This is a genomic window from Desulfonatronum thiosulfatophilum, from assembly GCF_900104215.1.
GTDB classification, from domain to species: Bacteria; Desulfobacterota; Desulfovibrionia; order Desulfovibrionales; family Desulfonatronaceae; genus Desulfonatronum; species Desulfonatronum thiosulfatophilum.
The window spans coordinates 143,602-164,606 of the sequence record NZ_FMXO01000001.1; the positions used below are offsets into that span (position 1 = coordinate 143,602).

Annotated in this window: 13 protein-coding genes; 2 read left to right on the forward strand and 11 right to left on the reverse strand. The window is 57.0% G+C overall.

Features of this window, described 5'->3' with window-relative positions; genetic code table 11:
• Position 1 precedes the first annotated feature (1 nt).
• The 3 genes from BLP93_RS00605 to BLP93_RS00615 form a co-directional block, all read right to left on the reverse strand.
• Complete coding sequence (locus tag BLP93_RS00605; protein WP_092116168.1) at positions 2-1,924, reverse strand: NADH-quinone oxidoreductase subunit 5 family protein; 1,923 nt, start codon at positions 1,922-1,924, stop codon at positions 2-4.
• Between the two features lie 472 nt (positions 1,925-2,396).
• Entirely contained in the window at positions 2,397-3,593 is a 1,197-nt protein-coding gene (locus BLP93_RS00610; protein WP_092116170.1) for a BaiN/RdsA family NAD(P)/FAD-dependent oxidoreductase, read from the reverse strand.
• Positions 3,594-3,805: 212 nt separating this feature from the next.
• Complete coding sequence (locus tag BLP93_RS00615; RefSeq protein ID WP_208596538.1) at positions 3,806-4,195, reverse strand: cupin domain-containing protein; 390 nt, start codon at positions 4,193-4,195, stop codon at positions 3,806-3,808.
• A 287-nt stretch (positions 4,196-4,482) separates the two neighbouring features.
• On the opposite strand from BLP93_RS00615, the gene BLP93_RS00620 reads away from it, so the two are divergent.
• Positions 4,483-5,826 carry a sigma-54 interaction domain-containing protein gene (locus BLP93_RS00620; RefSeq protein WP_092116172.1) on the forward strand — a complete coding sequence of 448 codons (1,344 nt, stop codon included), beginning with the start codon at positions 4,483-4,485 and terminating at the stop codon, positions 5,824-5,826.
• 104 nt (positions 5,827-5,930) lie between these two features.
• Positions 5,931-6,614: a GOLPH3/VPS74 family protein gene (locus tag BLP93_RS00625; RefSeq protein WP_092116174.1), complete on the forward strand. Its 684-nt coding sequence runs from the start codon at positions 5,931-5,933 to the stop codon at positions 6,612-6,614.
• Between the two features lie 146 nt (positions 6,615-6,760).
• On the opposite strand, the gene BLP93_RS00630 is transcribed toward BLP93_RS00625, so the two are convergent.
• The 8 genes from BLP93_RS00630 to BLP93_RS00665 form a co-directional block, all read right to left on the reverse strand.
• Positions 6,761-8,143: an SH3 domain-containing protein gene (locus BLP93_RS00630; RefSeq protein WP_092116175.1), complete on the reverse strand. Its 1,383-nt coding sequence runs from the start codon at positions 8,141-8,143 to the stop codon at positions 6,761-6,763.
• A gap of 220 nt (positions 8,144-8,363) precedes the next feature.
• Complete coding sequence (gene pabB, locus BLP93_RS00635; protein WP_161946133.1) at positions 8,364-10,157, reverse strand: aminodeoxychorismate synthase component I; 1,794 nt, start codon at positions 10,155-10,157, stop codon at positions 8,364-8,366.
• Between the two features lie 76 nt (positions 10,158-10,233).
• A complete protein-coding gene (locus tag BLP93_RS00640; protein ID WP_092116179.1) occupies positions 10,234-10,632 on the reverse strand; it encodes a response regulator in 399 nt (132 codons plus the stop codon).
• Between the two features lie 108 nt (positions 10,633-10,740).
• On the reverse strand, positions 10,741-13,110 hold the full coding sequence (locus BLP93_RS00645) for a hybrid sensor histidine kinase/response regulator (protein WP_092116181.1): 2,370 nt from the start codon (positions 13,108-13,110) through the stop codon (positions 10,741-10,743).
• Positions 13,111-13,117: 7 nt separating this feature from the next.
• On the reverse strand, positions 13,118-14,239 hold the full coding sequence (locus BLP93_RS00650) for an ABC transporter substrate-binding protein (protein ID WP_161946134.1): 1,122 nt from the start codon (positions 14,237-14,239) through the stop codon (positions 13,118-13,120).
• Positions 14,240-14,297: 58 nt separating this feature from the next.
• A complete protein-coding gene (locus tag BLP93_RS00655; RefSeq protein ID WP_092116185.1) occupies positions 14,298-14,690 on the reverse strand; it encodes a response regulator in 393 nt (130 codons plus the stop codon).
• Positions 14,687-19,501 (reverse strand): ATP-binding protein, encoded by a 4,815-nt coding sequence (locus tag BLP93_RS00660; protein WP_092116187.1) that lies wholly within the window; start codon positions 19,499-19,501, stop codon positions 14,687-14,689. Before BLP93_RS00660 ends, BLP93_RS00655 begins: the two co-directional genes overlap by 4 nt.
• 287 nt (positions 19,502-19,788) lie before the next feature.
• On the reverse strand, positions 19,789-20,991 hold the full coding sequence (locus BLP93_RS00665; protein WP_161946135.1) for a response regulator: 1,203 nt from the start codon (positions 20,989-20,991) through the stop codon (positions 19,789-19,791).
• Between the last annotated feature and the right edge of the window lie 14 nt (positions 20,992-21,005).

Genomic DNA, 21,005 nt, shown 5'->3' on the forward strand with positions numbered 1-21,005 from the left:
TTTAGAGCCCCCCTCCGAGCATCAGGAGAATAAGCAACAAGGCCGCGGTATTAAGCCAAGGACTGATCAGGCTCTCACCGAAAATCTTCTCCAGGTAGTAGTTGGATGTTGTGGGTACGATAAATTGGCGCAAAGGACCGGCGTATGCGGTGGGGTCCTTCATGGACTGGGCACCGGACAGGTAGGGACCGGAAGTCTTGACGCGTCCGGCGACCTTGAAGAAGTAGTACCCGGCGGCCAGACCGATTGCCGCTACAAAGAAGAGCGGAATCACGGGGAAGGAACCGCGATCGGTAACCAGGATGCCCCAGGTTGTTGCGGGAACTGTGTCCGGCACTCCCAGATGCAGCATGGAAACGGCCGGATAGATCAGAGAGCTGTAGATCCAGGGTGCGTAGAAAGACAGCAGCACGGCTCCGCAGATGAGTCCGACCAGAGGCAGGCGGGTCAGCATGGGCTGCTCTTCCGCGCGGATCCTGTCCTTGATTGGGTAGGTCATGAACAGACCGGCCCAGCGTGCCCAGTAGAGCACGGTTACCGCGCTTCCCAGAGCCAGGATGATCACAAGAAGCACATTGTGTGCCGAGGATTCAATGGCCATCCATTTGCCCATGAGCATGCCGAAGGGCGGCAGGATCATGGTCAGCGCAGCCAATACTGCAATGATCGCGGTGACGGGCATGATCGCGTACAGTCCGCGCATGTCCTCGATGTCGCGGCTGGCGATCCGCTGCTCGATGGTGCCCACGCACAGGAACAGAAGAGCCTTGCTCACCGCGTGAAACAGGATCAGAAACATGCCCGCTGCGATGGCAGCCGGGGTTCCCACGCCGGCGCAGGCAATGATCAGTCCAAGATTGCTGACGGTGGAGTAGGCCAGGATCTTTTTCCCGTTGGACTGACTGATGGCCAGAAGCGCGGCGGCAAGAAAGGTGAACGCGCCGACCAGGGCCACAGTGACGGAGAAGAACGTCCCGGAGTAGGCGGGCGAAAACCGCATGAACACATAGATGCCGGCCTTGACCATGGTTGCGGAGTGCAGCAAGGCGGAAACCGGCGTCGGGGCGACCATGGCGCCGAGCAGCCAGCTTTGGAACGGCAGCTGAGCGGCTTTCGTCAGCCCGCCCAGACACAACAGTCCAATGGGCACCAGCAGGAATACTGCTTCAGGGGACAGAACCAGAATCTGCTGAATGTTCACCGTACCGAGGTCCAGGGCAATCCAAAACAGTCCGATCAACAGGGCAAGACCGCCAAGACTGTTGATCCACAGCGCTCGCAATGCGTTGCGTTTGGATTCGTCCGTCAAGTCGTGACGAATGAGCAGGAATGAACACAGGGTGGTCAGCTCGAAAAAGAAATAAAAATTCGAGAGATCGTTGGTCAATACCAACCCGTTCATTGCCCCAAGAAACAACAGCATGACCGCGAAGAACTGAGGCTGTCGCGATGTGGTCAGATGCAGGTGAGCCTCGTGCTTTTTCATGTACGGCAGACCATGAATCACGATAATCGAACCGACGATGCTGACCACGGCAATCATCAGTTTTGAAAGTGGATCGACCATGAACAGAGCCTGGCCGGTGCCCTCGACGGGCGACATCAGTTTGAACACGGCCAGCAGCACGATCTGCGCCCCGGCAAGGTAGATGATCAGCCGATGTTTCGCGCTGAGACCTACGGCAAGAATGATGAACAGCACTACGAAGTCCAGGAGTACGATCAACGGGCCTGGATTGGCGCCCAACAACGTTGTTGAAAAGGCAACCGTATCGTAGGAGAACAAGGCCAGCGACGCTCCTGTCAGGAGAACCGCGGTGGCCAAAACCATAGCCGTGCGCAAGGAATCGACCCTTAGCGCGTAAACTCCCAATGCCGCGATAAACGGAATCACGACAAGGATAAACAGGAGGGTACTAGGCATACCTTCTCCAATACGTTAAAAAAGGTTAATGAATTTCCTGTCCATACGACAAACAGGAACGCTAAAACCTCAGCCAAATCTTAAATGAACCTATGCCGGACGACCATCTTTCAGTCAACCCCTAATTGAAAAAGCCGGAGCACTGTATACCTTTTTCAAATTAATATAACTTTTTAAACTCAGCCATCCAAATCACGAACAACAGCAGCATCGACTTCCCCAACCCTTGCCACTTCCCCCACCCGAGAAATAATGAAAATTTTAATCGAAATCGAAATCGTAATCGAAATCGAATAGAAACGTCATCAATACCTGCCGCTCCAACATTCCAAAGCAAACCGCCAGTTCGACGCACTGCCGCACCCATCATGAGTCATGAGTCATGCACGTCATAGTCTCGATTTCGATTTCGATTGCGATTGCGATTGCGATAAGGTGAGTGTGATGATTCTGGTTTGTTTCCGGGTGCACATCAGGCCCACTGTCCAGCGACAAAGCCGGAGGACCAGGCCCATTGCAGGTTGTATCCGCCGAGACGGCCGGTGACGTCCAGGACCTCTCCGGTGAAGTAGAGTCCGGGGATGACTTTTGATTCCATTGTCTTGGATGAAATAAATTCCGTGTCGACACCGCCCAGGGTGGCTTCAGCTTTGGCGAAGCCTTCGGTTCCCGCCGGGATGAATGGAAAGCTGTGAATCTGATGAGACATGGCCATCCGGGTCTTCTGGAAAAGATTCCCCGCCTGTCCGTTCCAGCCGTGCATGACGCAAAGCATCTCCGCCAGTCGCGCGGGAAGGACCGTGGCCAGCGCGTTACGAATCTCCCTGCGGGAGGCGGATTGCAAAATGTTGTCCAGATCCACTTCGGGCAGAAAATCAATTTCCAGAACGGGCAATCGCCCTGGCTGCCCGAACAGAGACGCATCAAGAATCGCCGGCCCTGACATGCCCCGATGGGTAAAGAGCAGGGCGTCATCGATGTCTCCGGGGAGAACGGCATGCTGCACGCGAATCCGTACCGGCAAAGAAATTCCGGAGAGCTCGCGACAAAAGGTCAGTTGCTCCCCGGACGCGCGCAGGGGAACCAAGCCGGGCCGCAAGTCCGTGACCTTCATTCCGAAAACTCGGGCCAACCGATGGCCGAGATCCGTTGCTCCGATTTGCGGCCAGGCCGGACCGCCGGTAGCCACCACAAGGGAACTGGAGGAAAACATACTGCTTCGGCAGTGGACATGAAACCGATCTCCGGTTCTGATCACCTCGCCGATCTCTTCTCCCAGGGACCAGTGCACTCCGGACTGGGCGGCCGTCTCTCGCAGAGCATCCACAACGGCTGCCGCGCCTTGCATACAGAACAGACGGCCGTGATCGGCCTCCTGGACGTCAAGTCGGTTTCCGGCCATGAAGGCCAGGAACCGCTCCGGCGGGTACTGGGACAAGGCTGATTTCACGAAATGGGGATTTGCGCAGACATAATCCACGGCCTGGACCCGGCGATTGGTGACATTGCACCGTCCCCCTCCGGAAATCCGCACCTTGCGACCCGGTTCAGCGGCATGATCCACGACCACCACTCGCCGCCCGCGACGAGCGCACTCAGCCGCGCACACCAATCCCGAAGCACCGGCTCCAAGAACAATGACGTCGTAGAACTTGGAATCTTTCAGCATTATAACCGCATTACGTCCCTTTGATTTTGCGCTCCCACGAGTTCACCCTCTCATACCCTGGGATCGCCGCACTCCAGTGCGGCCCTCTTACCCTGGGACCGGTGACCCCAGACGGCGCCTTCTTTTTAGCGCAAATACTTGCCGCACCAGGGTGCGGCGGTCCTAGGGGGTGGGCAACCACCTGAAGTCCATTATAATAGCCCACCCGGCATTCACTCCCGAAGCGTCGTTATCGGCACATCCGCCCTTCCGGCATAGAAAACAATGATATGCGCGGGATCTTCTCCGAGACTTTCGCCCCAGTGCCAAACATCCACAACCTCCACGACGGTTTCCCCGGCTTGAAGGTCCAGAACCCTGCCGTCCAGGGTGTGCACCCGCAGATGTCCGCTCAGGAGATACCCGGCATTGATCACGGGATGCCGATGTATCGGCAGTTTTTCTCCTGGAGCAATGACGATGCTCAAAACGCGAATTTCCGGCTGTCCTTCCGGATACGCCGGAAGAAGATTGCCGTCCCAGCTTCGTTCAGTCCTCACCAGTTCGCGAATCTGAATACCCCCGGAATCCGCGGCAAGTGGCGCCGAAAAAAGCTGAAGCATGCATACTGCAACGAAGATTTTCCCATAAATAACGTAGCGCATATGTTTTTCCTTCTGGCAGCGATCGAGGTTTCGACGGAGGATTTCCCAACCTGCTTCCAACTTCTGCTTTATGATATCTGGCGTTTGATCTCTGGTTTTCATCCTCCACCTTTCCAAACCGCTTTCTTACGCAGAGTCTGTAGACATCGCAAATTCCTGGAAGTACACGTGCGTGTGCCCACATGTCTTCCGCAACCTCTAAGGTAAGCCGGAACATCAGCTGAACAAAATTCTTGAGGCAATACATGGAAAAAATTGATCACCCGGAAATCGACCGCCTCCTGGAAACCATGGAACGTGTCTGCCACGAACTGGCCTGGGGCCGGTATGACCGGGTCGAGGAACTTTTCGATCTGACCGGCAATCCCGACTTCCCGAGGCGTATTGCCAATCTAGCCGAATCCTTCGGTATGATGTTGATCAAGGTTGAAGCCCGCGAGTACCGGATGGAGGGGATGCTCGCCGATCTGCGGCGGAGCAGCGATGAGTTGGAACTGGCCCGGCGGCAGTTGCTTAAGGAAAACGAGAACCTGAAAAACGGCCTGATGGATCGTTTTTCCTCCAGGCGCATCATTGGTCAAAGCCCGTGCATGCAGGCCGTCCTGCAACAGGTGGCGCGGATCGCGGACACATCGGTCAACGTGTTGATCAGCGGAGAAACCGGAACCGGAAAGGAACTCATTGCCAAGGCTCTGCATTACAACTCCTTGCGCAAAAGCAAGCCGTTCATTGCAGTGAACTGTTCGGCTGTTCCGGAAAGTTTGTTTGAGAGCGAACTGTTCGGCATTGAAAAAGGCGTGGCCACGGGCGTGCAGATGCGGCAGGGGCTGATGGAGCTGGCACAGGGGGGAACCCTGCTTCTGGACGAGATCGGCGATATGCCGCTGACCTCCCAGGCAAAGATCTTGCGCGTTCTGGAAGAACGGGAACTGACCCGGGTCGGCGGCGTCAGGCCCATCCCCCTGGATGTGCGAATTGTTGCCGCGACCAACAAGGATCTGCAAAACGAAATGCATGCCGATCGTTTCCGACAGGATCTGTACTTCCGCCTGAATGTCGTTTCCCTCGCATTGCCGCCGCTGCGCAACCGACCTGAAGACATACCGCTGCTCCTGCAGCGTTTTTTGGAGATTCACTGCGGCAAGATGAATCGCCCCATGCTCCGAATTGACAAGAATGCCTTGAACGCTCTGATGAACTTCGAGTGGCCGGGCAATGTCCGAGAACTGGAAAACGAAGTCGAACGACTGGTGGCCCTATCCTATGACAAGAACATCCGTCTTGAAGACCTTTCAAGCCGCATTTCAAGTGGAAAGATCATGGAGATTCCTGCATCGGCCATGGGCGAGCAAAGCCCGGATTCCGGGCCGGCTGCGGAGCCGGACACGGTAGAAGCCAGTGCTGACCGGGAAAAGCTTCGCAAGGTAATTCCAGCCGTGACTTTGGCCGACTCCGAAAAAAAACTCATCGAAAACGCCCTGAAGGCGGCTCGGGGCAACAAAAGTCAGGCGGCTCGGCTGCTGGGAATCAGCCGGGAAGGCTTGCGCAAGAAGCTCAAGAGGCTGTACGGATCGGAGGGGGAATTGTGATGCGTGGGTAGGGGGTTTGAGGATGGGGTACGATTTGGATTGCGATTTCGATTGCGATTTCGATTGCGATTGCGATTGCGATTTCGATTTGATGAAGAAGAGATATGATTACCCAATGCGAGGAGATGACGATGCTGACCTTTGCCGAGGAAATTCTGCTGTTGACGCTGGACGACAAGAAAGGCGACTTCCGGCCTCTGCACGAACAAGCCATGCGTACGGCCCTGGCCGGGGCGCTGCTTATGGACCTGGCGATGGCCGATCGCATTGATACGGACTTGCAACACCTCTTTGTGATCAACACCGACCCCGTTGGCGATCCCCTGCTGGACGAAACCCTTGGCCGCCTGCGGGCCGTTCAGGACAGGCAAAATGCGGCCTACTGGCTGAACGAGATTGCCTGGCAAACCGAAAATCTGCGCCCACGGGTGCTGCAGCGCCTGGTGGACAGGGGCGTGCTGAAGGTGGAGGACCGCAAGATTCTCTGGGTCTTTGCCCAGCGCCGATATCCCCTTATTGATGACCGGGAGGTCAAGGAAGTCCGAGCCCGGCTGCGGGAGCTGATCTTCAACAAAGAAATACCGGATGCCCGCGAGGCCGTTTTGATCGGCCTGGTACACGCCTGCGGCATGATCGACACGCTCTTTGAGGAGCATGAACTGCCGCAGGTCATGCCGCGAGTCATGGAAGTGGCCCGGCTGGATCTGATCGGCCGGGAGGTGGACCGGGCCATCCGAGATATCTTCATGGCCATGACGTCATACAACGTACATACCATTGCGGAATGAATCAGAGCGTAACGAATCAGCGATAGTCCGGTTTAACGCGAATTCTCATCGCAGCCTCACGATTTCCGGGCTCACGATGAGAATTCACGCAACAGCTGCATGAGCAGTTGCCAGATCTTCAACCCGCCGCAACTGCTCCGCGGGGTTCACTCTCCCAGCACCGTGAGGCTGGAGACCCGTTCCACCAGCAGGCCCGTGGGTTTGATCAGATTGGACAGTTCGGCCCCCGGAGTCAGCGTGGTGATCACGGTCCGCCCCAGAACCCAGCGCCCCGGCAGATGGGTATGTCTGTCCAGAAATCCCGGCGGCTTTGTCCGCACTCCCCACATGGAATGAAGCACCACCGGCCGTCCCGTTGCCGGATCCGGGCCGAGATACAGCATCACATGGCCCGGCATGTTCACGATGGACAGCAGCGGAACCCCCTGCTCCAGAATCAGCCTTTCCTTCTCCGCGCCGCTCAGCCCCTCCAGATCGACCACCCGCCCGGCCCTGGCCTGGGCACGAGAATTTCTTGGCATGGCAATACCGAACAGGGCTTGGACATCCTGGATCAGGGCCGAACAGTCCCGGTTTTCGAACATCCCGCCCCACCCGTAGGCCTGGCCCATCAGTCCGTCCAGCACCTGAAGATAGTTCCTGCTCGTTGGGGCCAGAGGCCAAGGCGCGGCAACGGATTCCTGAACCAGAGCGCTTTTCAGTTCAGCCCATCCGTCAGCCCCGCGTTGCGGAGCAAGGACGCCCACCGCTCCCGGCGGAGACGGTTCGGGAGAACGCGGCAGGAGCATGCCGGCCCGTCCAGGCAGCGCGAACATGCCCTGCTCCGTACGTACGACGGCGTTGTCGCTGAGGACGGCGATCATGTCCGAAGATCGAAATGCATCCATGAAGTCCTGATCCACCCAGGCCACTTCCCAGGGCCGTACCCAGCCCGAAACATGGGGCGTCTTTACCAGGTACCAGTCCCCGTTCAGGGAAGCATGGACCACGAGAACGGGCGTGCCGGCGGGAGCCAGGGAATTCTGGAGATAATCGAAGGGGAACCCTTCTCCGGGATTGGAGGGATTGGAAAAGACCGGCCTGTGGGTGGGCAGCACGCGCAGCGATGTGGAGACAACGGTCACCGCGGGCTGAACCAGGGACGGATACAAATCCGGTACGCTCTGCCGCTCCATTGTCTCCAGCCAGGTCGCTGGCAAAGGCAACAGATTCTCGCCGTACGCCTCCCTGCCCTGGTACCGCTTCAATCCCCAAAAAGGATCACTGTCGTCCGTCAGATCAGAAAAACCAGGGTTCCAGGGAGCAAAATGCCGTCCCAGAAACTCTTCGGCCAGACGCTGCTGCCGTTCCGCGGGAATCAGCAACTGGCCATCAAGATCGGCGGAAATAAAATACCCCGGTTCCTGGGGCAAGACACGCAGATCGTGCACCTGGCCGGGAGTCAAGACTTTGGACGCACACCCCGTGATCAGAAAGACAACAAAAAACAGGAGTGAAACAAGAGACTTCCACAAGAAAAATCGGTGCATGAGGACTCCAGGTTACGAATGCTTGGAAGATGCCGTAACTACTCAGCTTATCCGAGTAAAAGCGGTCTGGATACCCGCCTTCGCGGGTATGACTGACCAGGAGACGGCATTTGAAAAAAAGTCATTCCCGCGAAGGCGGGAATCAGGTCATGCTTGCCACGAGTATTTACCGGCTCATCAGAAAAAAAGCGACACGTTCAAGCAAATATTCAAGCCCCTGTCACGACGTAAGCACTGCCTGCATCAAATCGATCCTGTACATCCCGCGAACGGAGTTGATCAGGTATAGCTGTTCCGCCCGGCCCAGATCGGCCGGCATCAGGATCCGCTCGACGATTTGGCCCTGATCCAGCAGGTGCCCCCGCAGGGTTCCGGCCAAAAGACCGCAGGATATGGGCGGGGTGTACAGCACACCTTCCAGCTTTGCCAGCACGTTGGCCCGGGTGGATTCAGTCACTTGCCCATGTTCATTGAACAGGAGCACGTCGTCGACCTCCGGACTCGCGCCCAGAGCCTGCTCGTACACCGCACGGTGCGTGGTTTTGTGATAGAGAAAAAGATCCTTGGAATTCACGGGGATTTTGGCCAAAGTCAGCCGCGGTGTTTTCCCAGGCATCGGCGGAGGCGGCAAATCCTCGAGCTTCAGCCGCCCAGACCTGTCCACCAGCAGCCGAACCATCCGCGGCTCCCGGACAAATTTTTCGGCCAAACCATGCAAGGCTTCCCGCACAGCCGAAAGGTCCAGAGAAAACTCGAAGTACTCGGCGGAGGCCTCTAGCCTGGACAGGTGGCGCTCCAGAAGCACATACCCCTGGTCCGGCATCCAGAGCATGGTTTCCAGCAGCTCGAACTCCGGCATGCGTTGATGCAGCACTTCGGCCTTGATGCGGCATTCCGCATATTCGCCCTCTTCGTCCGAATCCCAGACAATACCCCCACCCACGCCGTATTCAGCCTGTTTCCGGCGTCTGTCCACGAGCACAGTTCTGATGGCCACGTTGAACGCCGCCTGAAGGCCCGCCTCGGGGGAATGACTGATGTGTCCGATGCACCCGGTATAGATGCGCCTTGGGCTGTCCTCGAGTTCCGTGATGATCTCCATGCTTGCGGCCTTTGGTGCGCCGGTGATGGACGCCGGAGGAAACAACGCGCTGAAGATCCGCGACAAAGGTTCGTGGGTTTGGGCATGGACCCGGGAGACCATCTGCCAGACCGTGGCGTGCTTTTCCACGGCAAACAGGTCCTTGACCACAACGCTGCCCGGAACCGCGATCCGCCCCAAATCGTTGCGGACCATGTCCGTGATCATGACGTTTTCCGCGCGGTCCTTGGCCGAAGAGCGCAGTTCCTCGGCCAGATCCTGGTCCTGCCGCGAAGTCAGGCCGCGGCCCCGGGTGCCCTTCATCGGCGAAGAGACGATCTTCTCTCCATCCAGGACAAAAAACTGCTCCGGAGAAAAACAGCAAATTGCCCAGTCCTCCAGACAGACATATGCGGCATACGCCGCGGGACGAGCCTGACAGACCGACAAAAAAAAATCCCAAGGATGATGCGGAAAATTGGTGAGCAGTCGAAAGGTGAAATTCACCTGATACGTGTTGCCGACCCGCAGATGCTCTCGGATTGCCCCCAGGGAACCGTGATACTGCTGTTCGGTGATGGATGGTTTCCAGTCCGGAAGGGACGGCATTGACCGGCAGGGCCAACTCGAAACCGTTTCAACCCGGGCATACAACCCGAACCAGAGCAGCGGGAAACCATCACCATCAGGCCGGACCCGAAAAGCCGGGTCAAATGCCGCGGATGCCTCATAGCTCAAAAACCCGGCGGCATGCAGGCCATGACGTCCAACCCGGCCTTCGATCCGGGCCAGACAGGAGCCGACCTCAGAATCTTTGGAGGCGGACACGACATGGACTGGCTTGCGGAACACCCGCCATGTTCCGGAACGATTATCCCAAAGCACGGCAACATTGGTTTCATCCCCAATCCGCTGAATGTCCGCAAGATTCACCTCCTTCGCCTCCAATGCAGCACCGGCAGGACCTTCCGTATCGTATAATCAAGTGAGCCCATGAGCAGGACATCAATCAGGCATTCAACAGTTGCAGCTGTTTCATTTTTTCCAGGATCGTGTACTTGTCGAAGGGTTTGACGACATAGGCGTCGCATCCGGCCTGAATGCTGGTGATTACGGTGTTTTTATCCGCAAGTGCCGTGACCATGATCGCCTTGACTCCCTTCTTCCTGCGAATGCCGTGTTCCTTTTCCAGCTCCCGAATGAAAAACAGCACTTCCGTTCCGTCCATATCCGGCATGGCCACGTCCAGGGTTACCAGATCATAAGGTTTGCCCTTGCTGATCGCATCGGCGAAGGCATCCAGCCCCATCGGTCCGCTTTCCACGGCCATGCATTCGCCGAAATTTTCCATGATCACCTGCATTTTCTTTCTGCTGACCAGTTCGTCGTCCACGACAAGAATCTTCATCGGTCAAGCTCCCTGAATTATGAGAATTATGTTGCGGGGAGATCTGGTTAGGATTGAATTCGTTTGCGATTGCGATTGCGATAAGGATTTTGACAGGTATTCATTTTATTACGTGTCGGGATTGGGGTGGTCCAGAACCTGGCGGACAAGGCGCAATAGATCATTCAGGGCAAAGGGTTTGGAGATCATCCCGGAAGCTGCCTGGAACGCCTGATTGTCGCGGATGCCGGCATATCCGCTGGAGATGATCACCTTGGCCCGCGGGTTCAACTTTCGCAGTTCCGCCAGGAGCGCCTCTCCGCCCATGCCGGGCATGCCCACATCCGTGATGACCAGGGCTATGCGCTCCTGATCCCGGGTATACCGCTCCAGGGCCTGGCGCCCGTCGCCGGATTGGATGACGGTATAGCCATACCCGGTCAACAGCTCGCTGGTCGCTTCCCGGATCATCTCTTCGTCGTCCACCACCAGGATGACTTCCGTCCCGCTCAGATCAACCGGTTTCCCGTTGCATTTCGAGGCCGAAGCGCCTGAATCGAAATCTGCGGGAGTGTCAGCCGCAAGCGCTGCCAGCAAAATCATGAACGTGGCTCCTTCTCCAGGTTTGCTGGAACAGGTTACGGCTCCCTTGTGGTCCTGCACTATGCCGTAGACCATGGACAGTCCGAGACCGGTTCCCTTGCCGATATCCTTGGTGGTGAAAAACGGCTCGAATATATGTTGTCTGGTTTCTTCATCCATGCCGTTTCCCGTATCCGCGACGGTCAACCGGACGTGCCGCCCCGGGGCCAGCCCCAGGTAACGGGCATCTTCCGCGTTCAAGACGACATTTTCGGTTTGCAGAAGCAAGGTCCCGCCTTTAGGCATGGCATCTCTGGCATTATTGGCCAGATTGACCAGCACCTGCTCCATCTGAACGGGATCAGCTTGCACATCCGCCAATTCCGGCTCCAGACGAACCTCGATCTGGACCACCCGCGGCAGGGTATGCTGCAGCAGGGCCACAACATCCCGGACCTCCTTGTTCAAATTGATCCGCATCTGCCGCGAGTCGCCCCGCCGGCTGAAGGTGAGCAGGCGATCAACCAGTTCCTTGGCCTTGGACACGGTTGTATCTATCTTGACCAATGGATCCAAGATGACCGACTCCGAGCCGCTTGTACGATGATGTTTCTGGAGCAGTTGAACATGGCTGGCGATGGCCTGAAGCATATTGTTGAAGTCATGAGCAATGCCACCGGCAAGAGTCCCCACGGCCTCCATTTTCTGAGACTGACGCAACTGTTCCCCCAGCAGGCCCCGTTCATTTTCGACCCGTCGTCGCTCCTCGACTTCCTGCTTCAGCAAGAGATTCATGGCCTGCAGATCAGCGGTCCGGCTATCCACCAGTTCCTGCAGATTCTGCTGATAATGTCTGATTTCCCGGTCATAAGCCGTCAGGGCGTCCGCAGTCCGATTCAACGCCCGTCCCAAATCGCCGATTTCATCTTTGCCCAGATCGTCCAGGTGCGTGTCGAAGTCCCCATCGCCGAGGCGCTGGGTCCCCTGGACAAGCGCAAAAATCCTGCGGCTGATGTGCTGGCTGATCAACGCGGCCAACAGTAACACGGTCAACAAGGACAGCAGGGCGTTCCAAAGCAGCCCCTCGCGCAGGCGATCCATGACGGAATAGGCTTCGGCGACAGGTTGCGTCAGAACGATGTGCCAATTTGTCCGGATCAAGTCCTGCGATTGGTCCACCGGCAAATACGCCGCCACCCGCTTCGTTCCCACCGTGATCTGTGTTACACCGGCGCCTTCGGAGATGATCGATTCGGCGAGTTGCGGAAAAGCCAGTGGCCGCAGGATTTCTTCATCCGAAGCGCTGGAAGCCACCACCAGTCCGCGATTATCCACGATTCGCGCTTGTCCGCCGGGGCCGAGAGAAACTTCATGAATGATGTCCCAGACCCGTTCCATGGCGATCTGACCAATAAGTACATTGCGAACCGCGCCGTTATCCGCTCCGCGCACGGGAACGGCAACTGTCATCACCACCTGATAGGGATGCAGCAGGGCATGGACATTGGAAAGCAGGCTTTCTCCGCTGCGTGCCTGGCGATACCAGGATGTGGACGTCCAATTTCCGCGAAAGAAATGGTGCACCGATGCCCGGACTTCTCCGGACAGATCAAGAAGGGTCAAGTCCTTGATAATCGGATAGAAGCGATCAGTCCTGGCCAATTCCGCCGAGAGTTCGGCCATCCCGGCATCAGAAAGCAGCACCTGATTCTGGGCCAGCAGGTGAATGGCGTTGTAGGCTTCATTTACAACCCGCTGAATTTCCCGCCCCACTTCCATGCCCAGGGATTCAAGGTTTTGGTGCGTCGAGGAACGCACCGCATCGCCTACACGAACCAATGAATAGCCGCCCACCAGGCCGAGTGGCATCAGGCCGACGAACAAGAAGAGAAGCAGGAACTTAATGCGCAGACTCATGCCGATATCACATCCCCGCCAGGAGTTCCGCCCAGAGTTTCATCCGCAGCCCTACTGTCTCCGGATCTCCCAAATTTCCGAAATAGTAGCATTTATCCATAATATTCGCCGGAGGGTGAACAACGGGCGAATTGAGTACTTCCGGATCCATGAATTCCCGCGCCGCAAGATTCGGCGTGGCCGACCAGAGTTCACTGGCGATCTCGGCCATGATTTCAGGGGTATGAACAAAATCGATAAAAGCATGAGCCGCCTCGGGATTTCGACTCATGAGCGGGAGAACGAAGACGTCGACCCAGGCCGTACAGCCCTCCTCGGGGAAACCGAATTGCAGATAAGGATTCTCCTCCATGGCCCGCAACGCGTCGCTGCTGTAACTTTGCGCGGCCCAAAGATCTCCCGAACCCAGTTGGTGCATGATGGCCGTATCATGCAGATAATCGACCAGCAGAGGCTTTTGTTCCAGCAGGGCCTCCCGAATCGCCTCCATGTGCTCCATCTCGGGATTGAGCGGATAGCCGAGCATCATGCTCGCCGCGCCGATGACCTCGAAAGGATTGTTCAGCATGGCCATCTTCCCCTTGAGCCGGGAATCCCAGAGCACCCGCCATGAATCAGGCGGTTCATGATAATGACGGGTATCCACCGCCACTCCGGTATAGCCCATGAGGTACGGAACATGGTATCTTTGGTTCATGGGCTTATCCTGAACCAGGGCCTGCGGGTCGAGATGACGAAGATTGGGCAGAAGGTCCATGTCCAAGGGGCTCAACAGCCGCGCCCCGGCCATTTCCCTTGCAGTGCTGCTGCTGAGGATGATCAGATCTGCATTCAGCGAGCCGGACTGCAACGCGCCCAGCACCTCTTCTTCGTCTTCATATGTCCGCTCTTCAACCTCGATCCCCGTAGCCTGCTCGAATTTCCACAGCGTTTCCTCGCCCATGTACTCTTCCCAATTGTAAAGCACCAATCGGGGCTTTTCCACCTCAACTGTTTGCGCCACAACCCGATGGTCCCCTTGCTCTCCGCAACCCGCAAGCAACAGCAGTCCGATCCAGCAAATCGCCACGATCCCGAGAAGTTGTCGGCTCATTGCGCTCTTGTCATGCAGCGACGACACGTTTTCCATGTCCACACCCCTCATTTGCATTTCTGCAATATTATAAGACGTTACACACGTTGTGCCGCTAAAAGCTGATTTCCTGCATTGCCTTGAGGATTGATTCCCTGTTGACAGGTTTGGTCAGATAACCGCTGGCCAGACCTCGAAAAAAGGCCCGGCAGACATTTTTCTGGTCTTCCAGACTGGATATGACGAGTACCCGCGCCTCATCTCCCGGAGCGACGCCGCGTTCCTTTTCCACTTTGCGGATGCGCTGCAAGGCTTCGTGCCCATCCATGACCGGCATCATGATGTCCATCAGAATCAAGTCATAGGGCTGATCCAGATTCAGAGCCCTGATCACCGCCAGCACGGCCTTGTCGCCATTGTCCACTACATCGCAATGTCCGAAAGATTCCATGATCTTTTGCAGCTTGCTTCTGCTGACCAGTTCGTCGTCCACGACAAGACTTCTCATATGCCTTCCTTCTGAACATAATCCCAAAGCTGCTGATGTGCGTCGCGCAAGCGCTTCAGGAGAGCATGTCCTTCGCTGAGCTGTTTCTTCCGCGCGACATCCTCCAATTCTCCTGCTGCCCGAGCCAGTTCGACGGCAACCAGATTCGCCGCGCCGCCCTTGATGGAATGGGCCTGATCGACAATGGCGGGAGCGTCCTCACGGCCCAAGGCCTCGGCCATGACCTGGATTTGGCGCTGCACATTCGTCAAAAACCCATGCAGGACGTCGTGGAGGAATTGCGCGTCGTTCTCGAATTCCGAGAGGGCTTGACCATAGTTTATGGGCGGATTGAACGAGTGACCTTCATCATTCAGCAAAGGTTCGGAAACTCGTTTTTCCACATCAAGCTCAATCTCACCGCTCACATCGTAGTGCCGCATCCATCTGGCCACCATGGCCAGCAGGTCGGCTCGGCGCATGGGCTTGGTCATGTAATCGTCCATTCCCGCGGCGAGGCATTTTTCCCGATATCCACTGATGGCATGAGCCGTCATCGCAATGATGGGCACAGGCCCCTTTTTCAAGTCGTCATGGCTCTTAGTCGAAAAGCCGGGGTGAGTTGTTTCCCCGATCGCCGCCGGCCAGTGCTCGTCGCTGTCCGGGAGTCGTGAGTGCTCCGATTCCAGCTTCCTGATCCTTTGTGTTGCCTCGTATCCGTCCATCACCGGCATTTGCACGTCCATCAGGATCAGGTCATAGGCCTGACGTTGAAACGCCTCCACGGCCTGGGCCCCGTTCACCGCCTCGTCGACCTCGTATCCTGCTTTTCGCAAATAGCGCATGGCCAGCTGCCGGTTGGTCGGGTAATCCTCCACCAGCAGGATGCGCCCAGGCAGGTCCTTCTCCTGAATGCCATCCGCTTCAACTCGGCTGATTTCGCGAATCTGGCCCGAAATGTCACTGGAGTTTTCAGCCGCCGACAGCTTGCGCAACACCAGACTGAAATGGAAGGTGCTGCCCCGGCCCAATTGGCTCTCCACAGCAATGTCGCTTCCCATCAGTTCCACGAATTTTTTGCTGATGGCCAGTCCCAGCCCCGTTCCGCCGTAGTCCCGGGTGGTCGATCCGTCAACCTGGGTGAAGCTCTCGAAAACCGCACCCTGCATATGCTCCGGGATTCCGATGCCCGTATCGCGCACGGAAAAACGGATGTTCACCGAATCCGCCGACTCCTCAGCAAGATCCGCCGCAACGGTGATCTCGCCGGCATGGGTAAACTTGAGGGCATTGCCGACAAGATTCAGCAGCACCTGGCGTAGTCTCACCGGATCGCCAAGCAGACGGGACGGCAGGTTCGGAGAAATGCGCGAGGCATACCGCAACCCCTTCCGCTGCGCCTGAAAGGCCATTCCTTCCGCCAATTGGCTGAAAATCATCCGCACGTCGAATTCCACCTCGTCCAACACGAACAGACCGGCCTCGATCTTGGAAAAGTCCAGGACGTCATTGACGATGGCCAGCAATGAACCCGCCTCCCGGGAGATAATTGCAAAAGCCTCCCCGTGATTGGCCTGAAATTCGCCTTCCAATCCCAGCTCGGTCATGCCGATGATCGCATTCAACGGGGTGCGGATTTCATGGCTCATATTGGCCAGAAATTCGCTCTTGGCCCGAGTCGCCGTTTCGGCCTGGAACAGAGCAGCGTCCAGGTCGCGATTCTTCTGCGCCAGGAGCCGGGCGGAGTCCAGCAATTTCTCCTCGGCCTGCTTGCGGTCCGTGATGTTCAGGATAAACCCGTCCAGAAAAGCATTCTCGCCATCTGGATTACGGACCCTGCTCCCCTTCTCATAAACCCACCGAATCGCCCCGTTGCGGTGCACGATCCGGTATTCCACTTCCCAGGGCACGCCCTCGGCAATGGCCGCGGCAATGTGCCGGGCAACATGCTCCGCATCCTTTTCATGGATCAAGTCTCCCAAGGCGTGCACGGGGTCGCTGCCGAGAAAATTTGCCGCGGCATAGCCGGTGATGGACTCGATATGGTCGCTCAGATAATGCATGCGCCTGCGGGGTCCGACACCGCAACGATATGTGGCCCCGGGAATGTTCGTCACAAGCGACTGGAACTGATTCCTGCTTTCTTCCAGAGCCAGGTTGGCCCGACGCTTGCTCAAGGCGCCGGCAATAATCTCCGCCACCACCTGGAGCATGGTGATCTGCTCGTCCGGCCAGGCAAACGTCCGCCGAACAGCATCAAACCCCATGAATCCAATCACGGCCCGCTGTTCGTCCAGCATGGGCAGGCAGATCAGGGATTGAACGCCCTGCTCCGACAACAGGCGCATTTCCAGATCGGCTTCCGGCGGCATATGGGATATGTCCGGAATGTGCAGAGGCTTGCGCTGCTCCAGTTGCTTCCGCCACCAGGCAAACTCCGCCAATTGAATGTTCCGCAGTTGATCCTTGACCGAAACAACTCCCTGCGCGCACCATTCATGGGTATTATGCAACAGGGCCAGATCGCTGGAACAACTGAACAGATAACTGCGATCCACCGCGAAAAATTCCCCTAAACGATGCAGGGAACTCTCCAGTACGTCATCGAAGCAATCCTCGCCGGCTCCCACAAAGTCGGCCGAGATCTGCGCCACGAGCTGCTGAAAGGCAAGCTGGCGACGCTGTTGAGCGCGGATGCGATATTCCTCGGTGACATCCCGGAAAACCAGAACAACGCCGATGATGCTTCCATCCGGTGCGAAAATAGGCGCGGCGCTGTCCGCAATCTGACATTCGTTTTCGTTGCGGTCGATCAACGAAGTATCGCCGGCCAGTTCGGCCTTCATCCCCCGAGACAGCACAAGATCCACTGGGTTTTGCGACGGCTGCCGGCTGACGGCGTGAACAATCCGGAAGATCTCGGACAGTGGGCGGCCCGAAGCCTCCGCCAGAGACCACCCGGTCAGATCCGCCGCCACGGGATTCATGTCCGTGATCCGTCCTTGCGCATCCGTACAGATCACTCCGTCGCCAATGGAGTGTAACGTGGCCTTGAGCAGTTCCTTGTGTTCGAGCAAGGCGGCGGTGCGTTGATCCACCAGGTGCTCCAGTTGCTCCCGACGGCTGGCCAGAACCCCGACCACCAGAGCCACGGCCGCGGTGACGACCAGGCCGGAGAAAAAGGCCATCCAGCCGGCGACAACGGGGTTGAGGGCGGCAAAAGCCGGAGTCGGTCGGATCACCAGGGCATAGGCTCGGCCGAAGGCAAAGAGGGGGCTGGTGATCATCAGTCCCGAATTTTTATGGAAATCGTCTGTCACGTCGGCGGCGGAGGACGCCAGCAGTTCCGGTGGCGTTTCGGCATGGAGCTGGTACAGATGGATCATGGTCAAGGCAGCCTCCCCGACACCGAAATCCGCATCCAGAATATTGCGGATCAACACCTCCGGCAGCAGGACCGCTGCGGCCACTCCATGATCCAGTGCGGGATCGACGAGTGGATCACCGAGCCGCAAGCCCGGCAGCGGCTGAAAAACAACAACGGCTTTGGAATCTTCGTCATCAGGGCTCAGAGCCAAGGCCAGGGAGTCACCGGCCGTGATCAGCCCACTGCCCAAGGCTTCTTGGATGGCTGATTCCAGTTCAGGTCTCGAGCCGAGATCAAAACCCGACAAATCCTGGTTTGCCCTCACTGGAGCCGAAAAAACCATGGGAAAATGCATGTCCCGCATCATGGCGGGTATCCGCTGTCCCGCGTCGTCATATTCCCAGATTGAAAAATCGGGATCTCCGACCTGGCTGATGTGTCGCTCGAAATCCGTCCGGCCTTCGGAAGGAACACCGGGTATCCACTGCCAGGCCTGCACGGCAAGATTCCTGGTCAGATACCGCGTGTGATTCAGATAGTCTGCTTGCGTTGGGGTAGGATTGCCCTGGAGGTAGGCGACAAGTCCCGCGAGTTCGGCATCCGAAATATCGCGCAGTTTTTCCAAGATGTGCATTGTCTTGGCATTGGCCAGAATGGCAAATGTCTTGAATCTGTTGCGCGTCTCGACCGAATGCAGCGTCCAGGCCACGGCCAGCGACAGGATTACACCAACGATCATGATCAAGACCGCTTCGAAGAAACGGGACGGCGCACGGTTCCCGTTTCGGCGCGCAATCCGGTTCTTGACCACCAGGACCCGACCGACAATCAAAACGGCAAGCAGGACCAGCGTGAAGAGCGAAGGGATCAGTCCGGCCCGCCATGTTTCCCGGGACCAGTCTCCGGCTTCGACATCAATGCCCACGACCCCGAGCAATCTATCCGTTTCAGGATCCAGCAGCGGAACCAGCGCACTGACCCAGACGCCCCAGCGATCCACGTCCGGGCCTTCCACGACGGCTTGTCGCGCGTCGAAAACCTGGTGCATCAACGGCGTTGCTTCTTCATAGATCTGACCGGGGGGTGACGGCAAATCGTCATCGTCCGGCTCGGAATCCAGAAAGAAAAAAACGTCCCTCTCATCTGTCCGGCCGATGAGATAGAGCCATTCCCACCGTACATCGACCTGCTTGGCCAGATACATCTGCTGCTTGAGTCGGTCATATTCCGGCGTGGCCAGGTCTGCTTCCGTTCCGCTGAGCACACGTATCCGTTCCGGGTTCATCGTCTGGGCCACCAACCGGGTTTTGCGCAGCAACTCTTCACGCATCAGCCTGTCGGCTTGCTGGATGGAAGACCAGGTGAACAGCATTCCCACCAGCAAGACCACCAGCAGCACACTGACGGGATAAGGACTTGCCCAGCCCTTTCCCGACTCCCAAAAATAATCTTTCCAGAAGCGCATGGGTCTGTTCAGCAAGTTCTAAGACAGGAACTGATCCGGCTTGATTGATTTCGCGGCATGGTTTGTCCGGCTGAGCCAGGATTCATCATCCCGCGCCGGCTTCCATGCATGTCAAAGATGCATGGAAGCTGGCGCGGGATGGCATTTACAGCATTGGAAGAAATTCGGATCGGAATTTCGGCAAGTCTGAGCGGTAAGTCGCAAGACGAAGGAAGAAGGTGATTCCTTTCGATGCGAGGCTGAAAAATCAAGGCAAGCCGGACCTCAACTGAGTAGTTACAGATCTTTTAAGACTGCCTCTGCTGTTTCTCGGACAGAACGGCCCGCATGACTTCTTCGAGCTTTGCGGTTTCCACGGGTTTGGTCACAAAGGCGTTCATCCCCGCGGCCAGGCATCGCTGGCGATCCGTGGGCATGACCATGGCTGTCAGGGCGACAATGGGAATATTGGAATCAACTCCGGCAACGCCGCTGGAACGAATGATCCTGGTCGCCACCAGGCCGTCCATCACCGGCATGGTGATATCCATCAAAATCAAGTCGTACTTCCCTTCCGCCAGGGCATCCAAAGCCTGCTGTCCGTTGCTCACGGCGGTAACCTGGTGCCCATGCTTGGACAACAACTGCAAGGTCATGAATTGATTGACCGGTTCGTCTTCGACCAGCAGAACCGTGAACGGCCCCTGCAACTCGCTCTCTGAAGGGGCAACTGCCGTACTCTTGGACATCGGCAGGGAGACATAAAAGGAGCTGCCCAGATACAGTTCGCTGTCCACCCAGATCCTGCCTTGCATTTTATCGACAAGCTTTTTCGCCAGGGTCAAGCCCATGCCGATTCCGCCGAACCGCTCCGAGTGCGGACCGGTGACGAACTTGTTGAAAATAGCCTCCTGGCTTTCCTTGGGCACTCCAATGCCCGTATCCGTGACTCCGATGCACAGGGCGGTCTCCCCTGCTTCATTTCTGGTCATGGAGAATTGGATGAGAATTTCTCCGTAATCCGTGAACTTGACGGCATTGTCGGCCAGGGCAAGCGAGATCTGGGCGATAGAAGCCGGAACGCCGTGCATCGTTCCCGAAGCAACAGGATCGATGTGGATGAAAAAATTGAGCCCCTTTTCCCGGGCCTGCGTTTCCAAAAGCCGCAAACGGGGAACAATGTCTTCAAGCAGCGTAAAATCCATGCTTTCCTGCTGTTGGAGCGGCCCCATGGGCATCTGGGAAAAGTCCAGGATCTCATAGACCAGTCTAAGCAGTTGGGACGTGGATTGATTGATCATGGACAGGTAGTTGGCCTGGGTGGGATTCAGGCCGGTGCCCTGCAGCAGTTCCGTCAGTCCCATGATCGCATTGAGCGGGGTGCGCAGTTCATGGCTGATCCGGCTCACGAAGACATCCCGGTGTTTTGATTTCTCCAACGCCTCCTGGCGGGCCTGTTCCAGCTCCTGCTCCAACTTTGCCATTTTGGCCCAGAGATTTTCGGTGTTCATAAGCCTGCACCTGA